14 protein-coding genes are annotated in these 14,505 nt (G+C 74.5%); 4 read left to right on the forward strand and 10 right to left on the reverse strand.

Translation table 11 applies throughout. The features are described from left to right. Positions 1-122: 122 nt before the first annotated feature. A complete protein-coding gene (locus IE332_RS18590; protein ID WP_189917593.1) occupies positions 123-1,058 on the reverse strand; it encodes a serine/threonine dehydratase in 936 nt (311 codons plus the stop codon). Between the two features lie 257 nt (positions 1,059-1,315). Here IE332_RS18590 and IE332_RS18595 point away from each other — a divergent pair, with 257 nt between their 5' ends. Both IE332_RS18595 and IE332_RS18600 read left to right on the forward strand, forming a co-directional pair. Next, positions 1,316-2,188: a DMT family transporter gene (locus IE332_RS18595; RefSeq protein WP_189917595.1), complete on the forward strand. Its 873-nt coding sequence runs from the start codon at positions 1,316-1,318 to the stop codon at positions 2,186-2,188. 164 nt (positions 2,189-2,352) lie between these two features. Continuing rightward, a complete protein-coding gene (locus tag IE332_RS18600; protein ID WP_189917597.1) occupies positions 2,353-2,613 on the forward strand; it encodes a hypothetical protein in 261 nt (86 codons plus the stop codon). A 23-nt stretch (positions 2,614-2,636) separates the two neighbouring features. On the opposite strand, the gene IE332_RS18605 is transcribed toward IE332_RS18600, so the two are convergent. Both IE332_RS18605 and IE332_RS18610 read right to left on the reverse strand, forming a co-directional pair. Further along, positions 2,637-2,978 (reverse strand): hypothetical protein, encoded by a 342-nt coding sequence (locus IE332_RS18605; protein ID WP_189917599.1) that lies wholly within the window; start codon positions 2,976-2,978, stop codon positions 2,637-2,639. Then, the gene (locus IE332_RS18610; protein ID WP_189917601.1) at positions 2,975-3,280 is read right to left on the reverse strand and encodes an SAV_915 family protein; all 306 of its coding nucleotides are present in this window, start codon (positions 3,278-3,280) and stop codon (positions 2,975-2,977) included. The genes IE332_RS18605 and IE332_RS18610 overlap by 4 nt, the downstream gene beginning before the upstream one ends. Before the next feature lie 345 nt (positions 3,281-3,625). Between IE332_RS18610 and IE332_RS18615 the strand changes: the two genes are divergently transcribed. Further along, positions 3,626-5,845, forward strand: coding sequence for an NADP-dependent isocitrate dehydrogenase (locus tag IE332_RS18615; RefSeq protein WP_189917603.1), 2,220 nt, complete (start codon positions 3,626-3,628; stop codon positions 5,843-5,845). Positions 5,846-5,972: 127 nt separating this feature from the next. Here IE332_RS18615 and IE332_RS18620 read toward each other — a convergent pair whose 3' ends face one another. Next, positions 5,973-6,563 carry a YdcF family protein gene (locus IE332_RS18620; protein ID WP_189917605.1) on the reverse strand — a complete coding sequence of 197 codons (591 nt, stop codon included), beginning with the start codon at positions 6,561-6,563 and terminating at the stop codon, positions 5,973-5,975. 158 nt (positions 6,564-6,721) lie between these two features. Beyond that, positions 6,722-7,738, reverse strand: coding sequence for a cytochrome c oxidase assembly protein (locus IE332_RS18625; protein ID WP_189917923.1), 1,017 nt, complete (start codon positions 7,736-7,738; stop codon positions 6,722-6,724). 202 nt (positions 7,739-7,940) lie between these two features. Between IE332_RS18625 and IE332_RS18630 the strand changes: the two genes are divergently transcribed. Further along, complete coding sequence (locus IE332_RS18630) at positions 7,941-8,927, forward strand: NAD-dependent epimerase/dehydratase family protein (RefSeq protein WP_229928704.1); 987 nt, start codon at positions 7,941-7,943, stop codon at positions 8,925-8,927. On the opposite strand, the gene IE332_RS18635 is transcribed toward IE332_RS18630, so the two are convergent. The 5 genes from IE332_RS18635 to IE332_RS18655 form a co-directional block, all read right to left on the reverse strand. Then, a complete protein-coding gene (locus IE332_RS18635) occupies positions 8,924-9,919 on the reverse strand; it encodes a 2-hydroxyacid dehydrogenase (RefSeq protein ID WP_189917607.1) in 996 nt (331 codons plus the stop codon). The two genes, IE332_RS18630 and IE332_RS18635, sit on opposite strands and share 4 nt — an antisense overlap. Positions 9,920-10,036: 117 nt before the next feature. After that, a complete protein-coding gene (locus IE332_RS18640; RefSeq protein WP_189917609.1) occupies positions 10,037-11,062 on the reverse strand; it encodes a 6-phosphofructokinase in 1,026 nt (341 codons plus the stop codon). 373 nt (positions 11,063-11,435) lie between these two features. Beyond that, positions 11,436-12,164, reverse strand: a complete 729-nt coding sequence (locus IE332_RS18645; RefSeq protein WP_189917611.1) for a type 1 glutamine amidotransferase — start codon at positions 12,162-12,164, stop codon at positions 11,436-11,438. 46 nt (positions 12,165-12,210) lie between these two features. Then, positions 12,211-13,473 (reverse strand): MurT ligase domain-containing protein, encoded by a 1,263-nt coding sequence (locus IE332_RS18650; RefSeq protein ID WP_189917613.1) that lies wholly within the window; start codon positions 13,471-13,473, stop codon positions 12,211-12,213. Between the two features lie 262 nt (positions 13,474-13,735). Next, on the reverse strand, positions 13,736-14,443 hold the full coding sequence (locus tag IE332_RS18655) for a GNAT family N-acetyltransferase (RefSeq protein WP_308437580.1): 708 nt from the start codon (positions 14,441-14,443) through the stop codon (positions 13,736-13,738). Positions 14,444-14,505 lie beyond the last annotated feature (62 nt).

Here is a 14,505-nt window from a genome sequence, read left to right on the forward strand (position 1 = left end):
CTCGCTCCGGACGGACCGCCCCCGCCGGATCCGGCCGCCAGTCTTCCTCATCCGGGCCCGAAAGGGGAAGTGCGTACACGGCGTCGCCCGGCCCCGGATCAGGGCGCTGCCCAAGTCGGCCGTCACGGGCGGCCGTTGGTCTCCACCAGGTCGGACGGGTCGGTGTTGGCGCCGCAGAGCAGGACGGCGACGCGCTCGCCGTCGGCCTGGTCGAGGGCGGCGAGAGCGGTGGACGCCGCGTGCTCGACGGCGATCCGGCGGTCCTCCCAGAGCTGCCGACGGGCGCGCACGATGGCCTCGTCGTCCACCAGGACGGACCGGACTCCCCCCTGGGCCGCCGCGCCGACGGCCAGCGCGGTGGCGCGACGCGCCCCGAGCGCGTCCTGGGCCACCGAGGCGACCGGGACGTCCACCGGACGGCCCGCCGCCAGCGCCGCGTTGAGCGCGCGGCTGCCGGTCGGCTCCACCGCGAGCACCCGGACCCCGTGCTCGCGCGCCGCCACGGCCACACCCGCGAACAGCCCGCCGCCGCCCACCGACACCACCACCGTGTCCAGGCCGGGCACCCGGGCGCGGATCTCCGCCAGGACCGTCCCCGCGCCGGCGGCGATCAGCGGGTGGTCGTACGCGTGCGAGGCCAACGCCCCGCTGCCCGCCGCGAATTCCTCGCACGCGGCCAGCGCCTCGGCGTACTCCCGGCCCGCCAGCCGTACCTCGGCGCCGTACGAGCGCAGCCGCGCCAGCTTCACCGGGGAGGCCGTCTCCGGGAGGAACACCGTTGCCCGGACGCCGAGTTCGCGTGCGGCCCAGGCGCAGGCCAGCCCGGCGTTGCCGCCCGAGGCGATGGTGACCCCGGCATCCGGGAGGGTGCCCGCCTCGGCGTGCGCGAGCAGGAAGTTCTGCGCGCCGCGCGCCTTGAAGCTGCCGGTGTGCTGCAGGAACTCCAGTGCCAGCCAGGTCCGTCCGCCGTCGTCCCCCGGCGCCACCGCCACCGGGCGCACCCGCCCGGCGATCCGCTGCCCGGCGGCCTCGATCTCGTCGTACGTCAGCTGGTCCATCGCGTGCTGCTCCTTCGCCGGGGGCGTTGCTTCGGTCACGGCCGACGGTACGTCGCACCGCCGGACGGCGGAAGGAACACCGGCCCCGCGGGCGTACGCTGATCACGTGCGTCTCGTGATCCTCCCCCCGCCGGCCCGCTAGCGGGCGGCCACTCCACCCACCCCGGCCCCGCGGGACTCTCCCGCAGCCGGGGCGATGACCGCCGCCCGCGCACCCCGCGGACCCGAACCGGCGAACCATCGTGGAGTACCGACGCATGACCTCCCACACCGCCGTGCCCTTCCGGCACGGCCTCCTGTCCATTTCCGCCGCCGCCGTCGCCTGGGGTGCGGGCGGCGCCGTGGCCGCGCTGCTGATGCGCACCAGCGGCCTCGGCCCGGTGGCCGTCTCCTGCTGGCGCTTCGGCGTCGCCGCGCTCTGCCTGGCCCTGCTGCCCGCGCGCGGACCCCGGGCCGTACGGCGGGGCACGGCCCGGTGGGGCGCACCCGTGCTGACCGGGCTCGGTCTGACGATCAGCCAGTGCGCCTACTTCGGCTCCGTGCGCTACGCGGGCCTGGGGCTGGGCACGCTGATCACCATCGGCGCCGGGCCGGTGCTCACCAGCCTCGGCGCCCACCTGCTGCTCGGTGAGCGCCTCACCCGCCGAGCGCTCGCCGCCGTCACCCTCGCGCTGGCCGGGCTCGCCCTGCTGGTCGCCGCCCCGGCGGCCGGCCCGCGCCCGGCGCTGGGCGTCGCCCTGGCCGTCCTCGCGGGCGCCGGGCAGAGCGGCCTCACCCTGTGGGCCCGGGGCGGCGGTTCGGCCCGGGCCGACACCGGCGCCTTCACCACCGGACTGCTCTGCCTGCTCCCGCTCGCGGCCGTCCAGGGCGTCCTGCCGACGGCGGGGGAGCCGGCGGTGACGGGCGGCGCGCTGCTGTTCCTGGGCACGGTGCCCACCCTGCTCGCCTACCGCTGGTACTTCACCGGCCTGGCCGCCGTGCCGGGCACCACGGCGGCGGTGTTGGTGCTGCTGGAGCCGGCCACCGCGGCGGCGATCGGGGTGCTCTTCCTCGGTGAGCCGGTCACGGCGGGCCTGGCGGCCGGTTCGGCGCTGCTGCTGGCGGCGATCGCGGTGCTGACCCGGGCGTGACGGGCGCCAGCCGGGCGTGACCGGGCGGGAGTCGGGCGTGACCGGGCGGGGGTCGGGCGCGCCGGGACCGGCGTGACCCGGCTCCCCGGCACGGCTCCCGCATGGCCACCCGGGCGGGCGCCCTGTGGTCGCAGGGGGCGGGCGGCCGTGCTGGGGTGGTCCGCATGAACCGCTCACGCCTGGCCCGGGTGGCCGCCACGACCGCGTCCGTCGTCCTCCTCTCCACCGCCGCCGGTGCCGCGGTCGCCGCCGCCGTGCCGACGGCGGCGACCGGGCTCCGGGACGTCACCTCCGACACCTGCCGGGGCGCCGGCGGGCACGTGGAGGGCAGCGGCTACTGCGTCGACGCGCTCGGCGACGACCCCTGGGGGCAGCCGATCGACGGCCAGGCGATCAACCCGAACCCCCGGCCCGGGCAGGAATGACCCCGCCCGGGCCGGGGCCCGGTTCACGGCACCGGCCGCAGGGTCACCGGGGGCGGGGCCGACGGGGACGGGGTGAGGGCGCGCAGGACCAGGTCGATGTGGACCCTCGCGGCGCCCGCGCGGTGGAGCGCGGCGGCGATCGTCCGCAACTCCTCCGGGCCGGTGCAGACGAGGCGGAGCTCCAGATCGGCCTCGCCGGCGAGGGCGAGGCCGCTCCGGACGGCGGGGAACTCGGCCGCCAGGCGGTCGAAGTCCAGCGGGACCGGACCGTGGCTGACCCGGGCGATCGCGTGCAGGGACCGGGCCGGCCGGGGGTCCGCCTCCGGGGCGCCGCCGCCCGGGAGGAGCCGGAGCGGGGCCGTCACCGGTGCTGGAGCTGTGCGGTCGGGGCCGGGGCGGGCGGTACGGCGGGGGTGGTCACGGGAGGGGCGACCAGCCGCGGGTCCAGGACCAGGGTGTCCACCCCGAGCGGGGCGATGAGCTCGCGCAGGGCGGGTTCGCCGAGCTCGGTGCGGGCCTGGTCCGGCCCGAGGAGGGCGGCGAGGGCTTGGGGGCTGGAGAATCCGACCGCGCAGCGGCGGCCGTCGCGCAGGCGGAAGAGGCGGAGTGCGGTGGTGCTGCCGGTGCCGGTGGTGGTGACCGGTACGTGCCAGACGTCGCGGGCCATGCGGATGCTCCCGAGTGGAGTGGTGGTGCCTGCCGGAACTGCTCCTCCGACGCTAGGACCGCTCGCGCCCGGCGTCCCCGGTCCTGACGCGGCGTTGACCGAACGGGGTGGTGCGTTGACGCACTCCTGACGTCCGGCTCACCCGGGTGGACCACACCGGTGCCCCGGAGCGCTCCGGTTGCCCCGCGTCCCGGCCCGGACGACCGTGGATTCCGTACCCCGGGACGGCCGCCGGAGCACCCCGGCGAGGACCGGCGCGCGCCCCGGGACGGGGGGAGGTGGAGCGAGGGGCCCGTGACGAGATATCTTGACGTCAAGACGTTGGAGACGTGAAGCGGAGTACCGATGACTGACTCGACCATCATCTATACGCACACCGACGAGGCTCCGGCCCTGGCGACCTACTCGTTCCTGCCGGTCGTCCAGGCGTACGCCTCGACCGCGGGTGTACGGGTGGAGACCCGCGACATCTCCCTGGCCGGGCGGATCATCGCGAGCTTCCCGGAGCGTCTGACCGAGACGCAGCGGATCGGCGACGCCCTCGCCGAGCTGGGTGAGCTGGCCAAGACCCCGAGCGCCAACATCATCAAGCTGCCGAACGTTTCGGCCTCCGTGCCGCAGCTGAAGGCCGCCGTCGCCGAGCTGCAGGCCCAGGGCTACGCCCTGCCGGACTACCCGGACGACCCGCAGACCGACGAGGACAAGGACGTCCGCGCCCGGTACGACAAGATCAAGGGCAGCGCCGTCAACCCGGTCCTGCGCGAGGGCAACTCGGACCGCCGCGCCCCGCAGTCGGTCAAGAACTACGCCAAGACCCACCCGCACCGTATGGGCGCCTGGACGGCGGAGTCCAAGACCAACGTCGCCACCATGGGCGAGAACGACTTCCGGTCCACCGAGAAGTCCACCGTGATCGAGGCCGACGGCGCCCTGCGCATCGAGCTGCTCGGCGCCGACGGCACCACCACCGTGCTGCGCGAGAAGGTCCCGGTGCTGGCCGGCGAGGTCGTCGACGCCTCCGTGATGCGCGCCGCCGCCCTGAACACCTTCCTGGCCGCCCAGGTGGCCCGCGCCAAGGCCGAGGGCGTCCTGTTCTCGGTGCACCTCAAGGCCACCATGATGAAGGTCTCCGACCCGATCGTCTTCGGCCACGTCGTGCGCGCCTTCTTCCCGAAGACCTTCGCCGCCCACGGCGCCGCCCTGGCCGCCGCCGGTCTGAACCCGAACAACGGCCTCGGCGGCATCCTGGCCGGCCTGGACGCGCTGCCGAACGGCGCCGAGGTCAAGGCCTCCTTCGAGGCCGAGCTGGCCGAGGGCCCGGCCCTGGCCATGGTCGACTCCGACAAGGGCATCACCAACCTGCACGTGCCGAGCGACGTCATCGTCGACGCCTCGATGCCGGCCATGATCCGCACCTCCGGCCACATGTGGGGCCCGGACGGCCAGGAGGCCGACACCCTCGCCGTGCTGCCGGACAGCAGCTACTCCGGCGTGTACCAGGCCGTCATCGACGACTGCCGCGCCAACGGCGCCCTCGACCCGGCCACCATCGGCTCGGTGCCGAACGTCGGCCTGATGGCCCAGAAGGCCGAGGAGTACGGCTCCCACGACAAGACCTTCGAGATCGAGGCCGCCGGCACCGTCCGCCTGGTCGACGCCGAGGGCAACGTGGTGCTGGAGCAGGCCGTCCAGCCGGGCGACATCTTCCGCGCCTGCCAGACCAAGGACCTGCCGATCCAGGACTGGGTCAAGCTGGCCGTCACCCGCGCCCGCGCCACCGGCGACCCGGCGGTGTTCTGGCTGGACGAGACCCGCGCCCACGACGCGGTGCTGATCGAGAAGGTCAAGCGGTACCTCCCGGAGCACGACACCGAGGGCCTGCAGATCGAGATCAAGTCCCCGGTCGAGGCCACCACCTTCTCGCTGGAGCGCATCCGCCGCGGCGAGAACACCATCTCGGTGACCGGCAACGTGCTGCGTGACTACCTGACCGACCTGTTCCCGATCCTGGAGCTGGGCACCAGCGCCAAGATGCTGTCGGTCGTCCCGCTGATGGCGGGCGGCGGCCTGTTCGAGACCGGCGCCGGCGGCTCCGCCCCGAAGCACGTCCAGCAGCTCGTCAAGGAGAACTACCTGCGCTGGGACAGCCTGGGCGAGTTCTTCGCGCTGGCCGCCAGCTTCGAGCACCTGGCCACCACCACCGGCAACGCCCGCGCCCAGGTGCTGGCCGACACCCTGGACCGCGCCACCGGCACCTTCCTCAACGAGGACAAGTCGCCGAGCCGCCGCCTCGGTGGCATCGACAACCGCGGCAGCCACTTCTACCTGGCCACCTACTGGGCCCAGGAGCTGGCCAAGCAGACCGACGACGCCGAGCTGGCCCAGGCCTTCGAGGGCCTCGCCAAGACGCTGACCGAGCAGGAGCAGGCCATCGTGGACGAGCTGATCGCCGTCCAGGGCTCGGCGGTCGACCTCGGCGGCTACTACCAGCCCGACCCGGCCAAGGCCGCGGCCGTGATGCGTCCGTCGAAGACCTTCAACGAGGCGCTCGCCAACCTCGGCTGACCCCGGTCCGGCCGAGCCCGGCCGGACCCGGCCGGACCCGGCCGAACCGCAGCACCGGGAGGCCCCCGGGTCCGTGAGAACGGACCCGGGGGCCTCCCCGCGTTCCGGCGGGGAACGCGCTCCAGGGTCAGATCCGGCCGAGCAGGGCCAGCGCGGTGCCCACGGCCTCGCGCAGCAGCAGGTACGGGCCGTGCGCCAGCGGGCCGTCCGCGCCGAGCACCTCGGCGGTGGCGCCGGCCCGGCGGGCGGCGAGCGCGGAGCGGACGGTGTGGAAGCCGCTGGTGACCACCGTGCAGTGGTAGCCGGGGCGCTCGGCGGCCATCAGTCCGGCGCTGAAGCGGAGGTTCTCGGTGGTGTTCACGGCCCGCTCCTCACGCCGGATCCGCTCGGCCGGGACACCCCGGGCGGTCAGGTAGCGGGCCATCGCCGCGGCCTCGGTGCACCGCTCGTGCGGGCCCTTGCCGCCGGTGACCAGGACCAGCGGGGCGTACCCGGCGGCCTCCTCGGCGGCGAACCGCTCCAGCGCGGCGTCCAGCCGGGCCGCCAGGGTGGGCCCGGGCTCGCAGCCCTCCAGGGCCGCGCCCAGGACCACCAGGTAGTCGGAGCCGACCGGCGCGGGCCGGCGGTGCCGGTGCAGCAGCGCGAAGCCGAGGAAGCCGAGCAGCCAGAGCAGGACGCATCCGCAGAGCAGGACGGCGACGATCAGCAGGGCGTGCATATCCGTTCGAACGCGTACGGCGGAACCACCGTTCCAGGGCGGCTCCGACGCGGGCAGGCCGGGGCGTCGCGGGGCGGGGCGGTGCGGGGTGGGCCCGGGAACGGCGGAACCCCCGTTCCGCGGGCGGAACGGGGGTTCTCGGGAACGGGGGTTCCGGCTCAGCCGGCCTCGGCCGCGGGGGCCACGGGCGCCACCGGAGCGGCCGCGCCGCCCTGGCCCGCGCCCGGGCGCCGGTCACGCTTGTGCAGCGAGGCCAGGTAGGCGTTGTACGCCTCCAGCTCGGCGTCGCCGGAACGTTCCTCGGCGCGGTCACGGCGCCGGGCGTGCCGCTGCTCCGAGCCCATCCACTGGTACACCAGCGCGATCAGCACGATCGCGGTCGGGATCTCGCCGAACGCCCAGGTGATGCCGCCGGCCAGCTTCTGGTCCTCCAGCAGGTTCGTCCCGGGCGGCGCGCCCTCCGCGGTGAAGGTGGTGACCAGCGGGTGGGCGGCCATCATCACCGCCACGCCGAAGAAGGCGTGGAACGGCATCCCCATGAACAGCTCGATGATCCGCATCACGTGGCCCGGGCGGTGCGGGCCCGGGTCCACGCCCATGATCGGCCAGAAGAAGGCCAGACCGGCGAACAGGAAGTGCACCATCATGAAGATGTGTCCGGCGCGGTACTGCATCAGGAAGTCGAACAGCGGGGTGAAGTAGACCCCGTAGAGGCTCGCGATGAACAGCGGGATGGTGAACGCCGGGTGCGAGACCACCTTGACGTACCGGCTGTGCAGCAGCGCCACCAGCAGCTCACGCGGCCCGCGCGGGCGGCCCTTGCCGGCCGGGCGCAGGGCGCGCAGGGCCAGCGTGATCGGGGCGCCCAGCAGCAGCAGGATCGGCGTCAGCATGGACAGCACCATGTGCTGGATCATGTGCGCGCTGAACAGCACCATGCCGTAGTCGTTCAGCCCGGTGCAGGTCACCAGCAGCATGCTCACCACGCCGGCCGTCCAGCCGACCATCCGGCCGACCGGCCAGCGGTCGCCGCGCCGGTACAGGCGCACCACGCCCGCCCCGTAGAGCCCCAGGACGACCAGGCCCGCGAGCAGGAACACCCAGTCCGGCGACCACGTCCACAGGTTGGAGAAGCTGAACGGACCTAGCCGGGTCATCCCGCCGTGGTGGTGCATGCCTGACATTCCGTCGCCCATCGGCGGGTCCTGCTTTCCGTCCTGGTGGTCCCCGGTGGGGGTCCGGTTCGCCCGTTTTGCTTGGCATACAGCCTAGGCGGGCCTTACCTCGGGCCGTGCCCCCACCCCCTCCGTACGGGCGTCTCCCCGCCACGCGGGCCGGTGGCTAGACTGACCGACCGGTCGGCAGGGAGGCCCAGGCATGGCGACGGAACCGCGCACGGCGGCGGAACGGGGACCGGTGATGACGCGCACGGTGGTCGCGCTGACCGGGGCGACCGGCTTCATCGGCTCAGGCGTCCTGGCGGCCCTCGCCGGGCGCGGCGTCCGGGTGCGCGCGCTGTCCCGCCGGGTGCCGGGGTCCACCGCCCCCGGCACCGACTGGGTGCCGGGCGACCTCGCCGCCGGGGCCGGGCTCGGCGAGCTCTGCGAGGGCGCCGACGTGCTGGTCCACCTGGCCGCCCGGGTCGACGGCTGCGCCGAGGAGTGCGAGGCGGCGAACGTCCGCGGCACTGCCGCGCTGATGGCGGCCGCCACCCGCGCCGGAGTCGGCCGGATCGTCCACCTCTCCACCACCGCGGTGTACGGCGAGGGCCCGCACGCGGGCATCACGGTGGACGAGGTGCCCCCGGCCCCGCTGTCCGAGGCCAGCCGCACCCGGCTGCTCGGCGAGCGCCACGCCCTGGACGCCGGCGCGTACGTGCTGCGCCCCGGGCTGGTGACCGGGCCGGGCGACCGCTGGGTGGTGCCCGCCCTGGCCGAGCTGGTCCGCCGGGTGCCGGTCCGCTGGGCGGGCGGCGCGGCCCGGCTCTCGATCGTGGACCGCACCGACCTGGCCCGGCTGGTCACCGCGCTCGCCCTCGACGAGCACGCCGTCCCGGCCGGCGTCCACCACGCCTCCCACCCCGAGCCGGTCCGCGCCGGGGACCTGCTGGCCGCCCTGGCCGCGCTGGACCTGCTGCCCGCCCCGGCGGCCGGCCCTGCCGTGGACTGGGAGGAGTGCCTCCGGCTGCTCGCGGCCGCGCCCGGCCGGGTCTCCGCGCGCCAGTTCGGCCTGATCGTCCGCGACCACTGGTACCGCAGCGAGGAGGTCTGGCGCCTCGCCGCCTGCCCGCCCGGCCCCGGCCCGCTCGCCCGCCTCCCGGAGGCCGCCGACTGGTACCGCACGGCGCTCGGCCGCAGCGGCTAGCGTCTGGGGACGAGGGTGTTCTCGTTGGTGCGTCCGGCGGCGAAGTCGTCGATGTTGTGGGCGGTGGCGTCGATGATCTGGCTGACGGCGGTGTGGGTGAAGTAGGCCTGGTGGCTGGTGACCAGGACCTGGGGGAAGGTGACGAGGCGGGCGAGGACGTCGTCGGTGATGCCCTCGGCGGAGCGGTCGGTGAAGAAGACGCCGGTCTCCTCCTCGTACACGTCCAGGCCGACGCCGGACAGCCGCCCGGCGCGCAGGGTTTCGACCAGGGCGGCGCTGTCGACGAGGCCGCCGCGGCTGGAGTTGACCAGGATGGCGTCGTCCTTCATCCGGGCCAGCGCGGCCGCGTCGATCAGGTGGTGGGTGGCGGGCAGCAGCGGGACGTGCAGGCTCACCAGGTCGGCGCGGGCGAGGAGTTCGGGCAGTTCGGTGTAGGTCATGCCGAGGTCGCGGCAGGCCGGGTTCTCGGCGATGTCCCAGCCGAGGAGTTCGGTGCCGAAGCCGGCCGCGATCCGGGTGAAGCACTCGCCGATCTTGCCGGTGCCGATCACGCCGACCGTCATCCCGTGGACGTCCCGGCCGAGCAGGCCGTCGAGCCGGAAGTCGAACTCGCGGGTGCGGTTGGCGGCGCGGGTGAGGCGGCGGTTGACGGCCAGGGCGAGCGCCCAGGCGTGTTCGGCGACGGAGTACGGGCTGTAGTGGGAGACCCGGGCGACGGTGAGGCCGAGTCCGGCGGCGGCGTCCAGGTCGATGTTGTTGAAGCCGGTGGAGCGTTGGGCGATCAGCCCGGTGCCGCCGGCGGCCAGCACGGTGAGCGTTTCGGCGTCCAGGACGGCGTTGACGCTGCTGCTGACGACCGGGTAGCCGGCGGCGAGCGGGGCGGTGTCCCGGTTGAGGAACACGTCCAGGCAGCGCAGCCCGTGCCGGCCCGCCAAGGCCCGTTCCAGCAGGGGCCGTTCGTCGGCCTGCACCCCGTACGCGAGGATCTCCATCGGCGCTCCTTCCTCCGGCCGTCCCACGCTAACCCGGACCGCCGTCGGAACGCCCGCCGGACGCACGGGAGCCCCCGCGTCGCGAACGACCCGGGGGCTCCGCAGCAGTGCGGGAGGTCAGAGGACGGTCTCGGCCTCGAGGTAGCGCTCCTGCGGGACGGTCTTCAGCTCGGCGACCGCCTCCGCCAGCGGCACCAGGTTGATGTTGGTGCCCTGCAGCGCGGTGATGTGCCCGAAGGCGCCCTTGTGGACGGCCTCGACGGCGTGCCAGCCGAAGCGGGTGGCGAGCACCCGGTCGTAGGCGGTCGGGGTGCCGCCGCGCTGGGTGTGGCCGAGGATGACCGGGCGGGCCTCCTTGCCGAGGCGGTGCTCCAGTTCGCGGGAGAGCTGGGTGGCGATGCCGGTGAAGCGCTCGTGGCCGTAGATGTCCTTGGTGCCCTCCTCCCAGTGCATGGTGCCGGGCTCGGGCTTGGCGCCCTCGGCGCAGACCACGATGGCGAACTTCTTCTGGCGGTCGAAGCGTTCGCGGACGACGGCGGTGAGCTGGTCGATGTGGAACGGGCGTTCCGGGACGACGATGGCGTGCGCGCCGGCCGCCATGCCCGCGTTGAGCGCGATCCAGCCGGTGTGCCGGCCCATGACCTCGACGACCATGACCCGCTGGTGGGACTCGGCGGTGGTCTTCAGCCGGTCCAGTGCCTCGGTGGCGACCGAGACGGCGGTGTCGAAGCCGAAGGTCACGTCGGTGGCGGCGATGTCGTTGTCGATGGTCTTCGGCACGCCGACGATCGGCAGGCCCGCGTCGCTCATCAGCTTGGCGGCCTTCAGGGTGCCTTCGCCGCCGATCGGGATGACCGCGTCCAGGCCGAGGTCCGAGCAGTACTTCTTGGCCCGCTCGACGCCGTCCCGCAGGTGGCTCGGCTGGACCCGGGAGGAACCGAGGATGGTGCCGCCCTGGGCGAGGATGCCGCTCACCGAGTCCAGGGTCAGGGGGCGGTGGTGGCCCTCCAGGAATCCGCGCCAGCCGTCCTCGAACCCGATGATCTCGTCGCCGTGGTCGACCACCCCCCGGTGGACCACGGAACGGATCACCGCGTTCAGGCCGGGGCAGTCACCGCCGCTGGTCAGCACTCCGATACGCATTAGCTTTGCAACTCCCGAGCAGAACCGAGGAACGGCCGGACCACAGGCTGGGACGACGAGCCGACACCGTAACGGGGTGCCCCCACGCCGCGGTGGCGGGGAGGTGGCCGTGGGGTGAAGGACCGGTCGATCCGGACAGAACGTCCGAAAAACGACCGTGAAGTCGAGCATACGACCCCTGGTCCGGCCGGGCAGGAGCCGACGCGGGAGCGGCGCCGTCGGCGCCCCCGCGCGGAATTGCGGCCTGCTGCCGAGGAGGGTGTGCAGTAGGCAGCCCCATTGTCGTACGTCCGGGGCCGCCCGCGGGCCGGGTGACCGCATCGCGGGCACCCGGCCGGGCGGGCCGGGGTACTGGCCGGGGCGAACCGGCGGACTACGCGGGGCGCGTCGCGGCCGCGATGCGCTCGGCGCGCAGCGCGTCGTACCAGGTGGTGTCGGCCGGCGGCAGGGCGTTGACGTCCAGCGCCAGCTTGATCAGCATGTCGGCCACGGCGGGGTTGCGCGCCAGCACCGGACCGTGCAAGTAGGTGCCGAAGACGGTGTCCCGCCAGGCGCCCTCGGTGCCGTCACCGGTGCCGTTGCCCCGGCCGACGGAGACGTTGGCGAAGGGCTGGACGCCCTGGCCGAGGTGGGTGACGCCCTGGTGGTTCTCGAAGCCGGTCAGCTGCGGCAGGCCGAGCCGGGGGTCGACGTCGGCGAGCACGTCGCCGACGCAGCGGGCGCCCTCGCCGCGCTGGGTCCAGACGTCGAGCAGGCCCAGGCCCGGCTCCCGCTCGCCGAGGTCGTTGATGAACTCGTGGCCCATGATCTGGAAGCCCGCGCAGACGCCGAAGATGATCGCGCCGTTCTCGGAGGCCCGCACCAGGCCGCTGTCGGCGCGCAGCCGCTCGGCGGCCAGCCGCTGCGGGCGGTCCTCGCCGCCGCCGATCAGGTAGATGTCCCCGCTGGTGGGGATCGCCTGGTCGGAGCGGACGTCGATCCGGGTCACGTTGAGATGGCGCTGGCGGGCCCGGCGCTCCACGACCAGGGCGTTGCCGCGGTCGCCGTAGGTGCTGAGCAGGTCCGGGTAGACCCAGACCACGCGCAGGCTGCTCTCACTCATCCTCGAAGGCCTTCCGTCACGAAAAGACTGGTGTGCGGGCGCGGCATCAGCCGGCCACGACCTTCCGCAGCTGCTGGAAGGCGGTGTAGTTGGCGATGGCCTCGATCCGGCCGGGCGGCGCCATCCGGACGGCCTGCTCCAGGGTGTCCACCACGTGGAACTGCAGCCCGGCGACCTCCAGGCGGACGGCCAGGTCCAGCTTGCGCTGGCCCATCACGAAGACCGGGTGCCCGGCGAGGCGCTCGTAGTCGACGTCCCACAGCCAGGAGGTGTCGGTGCCGTCGGCGTCGAGGGCGTTGACGGAGAGGATGACCGGGGCGGGCGGGCCGTCGATCAGCGAGAAGGTCTCCAGCCAGCCGGCCGGGTTCTTGGCGAGCAGCAGCCGGATGTCGCGGCCCTGGTACTGGACCACGTCGTAGCGGCCGGCCACGGCGGTCACCGAGCGCATCCGCTCCAGGGCGACCTGCGGGGAGACGCCGAACACGGCGGCGACGGCGGCCGAGCTGGTGGCGTTGGCCAGGTTGGCCCGGCCGGGCAGCTGCAGCTGGATCGGCCAGGCGCCGCGCTGCGGGTCGATCACGTGGGTGCCCTGGAGTGCCCAGTGCGGGTTGGGGCGACGGAAGCCGCACTCCTGGCAGAACCAGTCGTCGCCGGGGCGCTGCATCACACCGCCGCAGGCGGGGCAGGACCAGGCGTCCTCCTTCCAGGCCTGTCCGGCGGCCACCCAGACCACCTTCTTGCAGGAGGAGGCGGCCCAGGTCACCAGCGGGTCGTCGGCGTTGGCGATGACCACGGCCTCGGTGTCCTGGAGGCCCTCGCGCCACTTCTCGGCCATCATCCGGGTCTCGGCGGCGCGGTCGAGCTGGTCGCGGGAGAGGTTGAGCAGGGCGATCGCCTTGGGGCGGGTGTCGCGGGCGACCGTCGCGAGGTACTTCTCGTCGACCTCGATCACGCCGAAGCGGGCCTCGGAGCCGCCCGCCAGGGCCGAGGTGATGCCGGCCGGCATGTTGGCGCCGAGGGCGTTGGAGACCACCGGGCCGGCGGCGCGCAGCGCCTCGGCGATCAGCCGGGTGGTGGTGGTCTTGCCGTTGGTCGCGCTGACCAGGACGACGTCGAGGTGGTCGGCGAGGGTGGCGAGCAGGTCGGGGTCGAGCTTGAGGGCGACCTTGCCGCCGATCACCGAGCCACTCCCGCGTCCGGCCTTGCGGGACACGGCGGCGGCGACCCGGCCGGCCGTGACCGCGATCTTGGCGCGGGCCGGCAGCGAGGCGTCGCGTGCGCCTGTGGGCTCCGATTCGGTGCCTGCCATGCTCAGTGGTTCCTCCTTGCTGCGGCACCACCCGGGACCGGATAACGGGCCGTCGGGCGGCGGGGACGGGGGTCAGCCTACCGACTCCGTCGCCCGGCCGGACGAACCGGACCCCGCGCCGCCTGCTGCGACGCGCCGGTACGGACTGCTGACGCCCCGTCAAGGAGGGCGGTGTACGGAGGGACCCTGCTCTGCTTGACGACGCTCCGGGGCCGCCCGGGGGTTCCCGGGAGGCGCCGGTAAGGATCTCGTGAAGAAATGATCAGCGGCCCGGATGGTGGGAGCGGGCGGCCGTCTCCCCGGCGTCCAGGGTGGCGGTGATGACCAGGGTCCCGTCCTCGGACCGGAAGTCCAGCGGCGCGGCCAGCCGGCGCATCGCGGTGATCAGACCGGTGTTGGCGGCGTGGGTCACGGCGTACACCGTCTCGATCCCGGCCGCCCGGGCCGCCTCCGCCAGCCGCCGCAGCAGCGCCACGCCCAGCCCGCGCCGCTGCCAGGCGTCCTCGACCAGGACGGCCAGCTCCGCCTCCCCGTCGTCCCACATCAGGTGCCCGAGGGCGAGGACCCGCCCGTCGGGGGCGGCCACCGCCAGGCTGTGGCCGTGCCGGGGGTCCAGCAGGTGGTCGAGGTAGCGGTCGGCGTCGCGGACCGGGCCGTGGTAGCGCAGCCGCAGCGCGGCGGGGGAGCAGCGGCCGTGCATCGCCAGCGCCGCCGCCTTGTCGGCCGGGCCGGCGGGGCGCAGCAGCAGCGCGGTCCCGTCCGGCAGGGACAGCCGGGACACCGCCTCGGCCGCCGTACGGGGACCGCCGTGCCGGGCGTGCGGGTGCGGGTGCGGGCGGGCGACCCGGAACGGGCCGTCGGTGAGCGCGGGCAGCCGGGTGGCCTGCCCCTCCGGCGCCGCGCACCTGCGGTCCGACCTGCGGAAGGGTCGGTGCCAGAGCCGTTCGGTGCGGGTGCGTGATGCCGTCATGAGGCCGACGCTACCTACGCTTCGCTTCCGGTCGGTTACGTGATCGTGAACGGCCGAATGCC

The organism is Kitasatospora xanthocidica (assembly GCF_014656195.1).
GTDB lineage: Bacteria > Actinomycetota > Actinomycetes > Streptomycetales > Streptomycetaceae > Kitasatospora > Kitasatospora xanthocidica.

Bases quoted from the DNA above. Each gene is read 5' to 3' on its own strand.
- IE332_RS18590 (WP_189917593.1), bottom strand. From the start codon at position 1,058: ATGGACCAGCTGACGTACGACGAGATCGAGGCCGCCGGGCAGCGGATC.
- IE332_RS18595 (WP_189917595.1), top strand. From the start codon at position 1,316: ATGACCTCCCACACCGCCGTGCCCTTCCGGCACGGCCTCCTGTCCATT.
- IE332_RS18600 (WP_189917597.1), top strand. From the start codon at position 2,353: ATGAACCGCTCACGCCTGGCCCGGGTGGCCGCCACGACCGCGTCCGTC.
- IE332_RS18610 (WP_189917601.1), bottom strand. From the start codon at position 3,280: ATGGCCCGCGACGTCTGGCACGTACCGGTCACCACCACCGGCACCGGC.
- IE332_RS18615 (WP_189917603.1), top strand. From the start codon at position 3,626: ATGACTGACTCGACCATCATCTATACGCACACCGACGAGGCTCCGGCC.
- IE332_RS18620 (WP_189917605.1), bottom strand. From the start codon at position 6,563: ATGCACGCCCTGCTGATCGTCGCCGTCCTGCTCTGCGGATGCGTCCTG.
- IE332_RS18625 (WP_189917923.1), bottom strand. From the start codon at position 7,738: ATGCACCACCACGGCGGGATGACCCGGCTAGGTCCGTTCAGCTTCTCC.
- IE332_RS18630 (WP_229928704.1), top strand. From the start codon at position 7,941: ATGGCGACGGAACCGCGCACGGCGGCGGAACGGGGACCGGTGATGACG.
- IE332_RS18635 (WP_189917607.1), bottom strand. From the start codon at position 9,919: ATGGAGATCCTCGCGTACGGGGTGCAGGCCGACGAACGGCCCCTGCTG.
- IE332_RS18640 (WP_189917609.1), bottom strand. From the start codon at position 11,062: ATGCGTATCGGAGTGCTGACCAGCGGCGGTGACTGCCCCGGCCTGAAC.
- IE332_RS18645 (WP_189917611.1), bottom strand. From the start codon at position 12,164: ATGAGTGAGAGCAGCCTGCGCGTGGTCTGGGTCTACCCGGACCTGCTC.
- IE332_RS18650 (WP_189917613.1), bottom strand. From the start codon at position 13,473: ATGGCAGGCACCGAATCGGAGCCCACAGGCGCACGCGACGCCTCGCTG.
- IE332_RS18655 (WP_308437580.1), bottom strand. From the start codon at position 14,443: ATGACGGCATCACGCACCCGCACCGAACGGCTCTGGCACCGACCCTTC.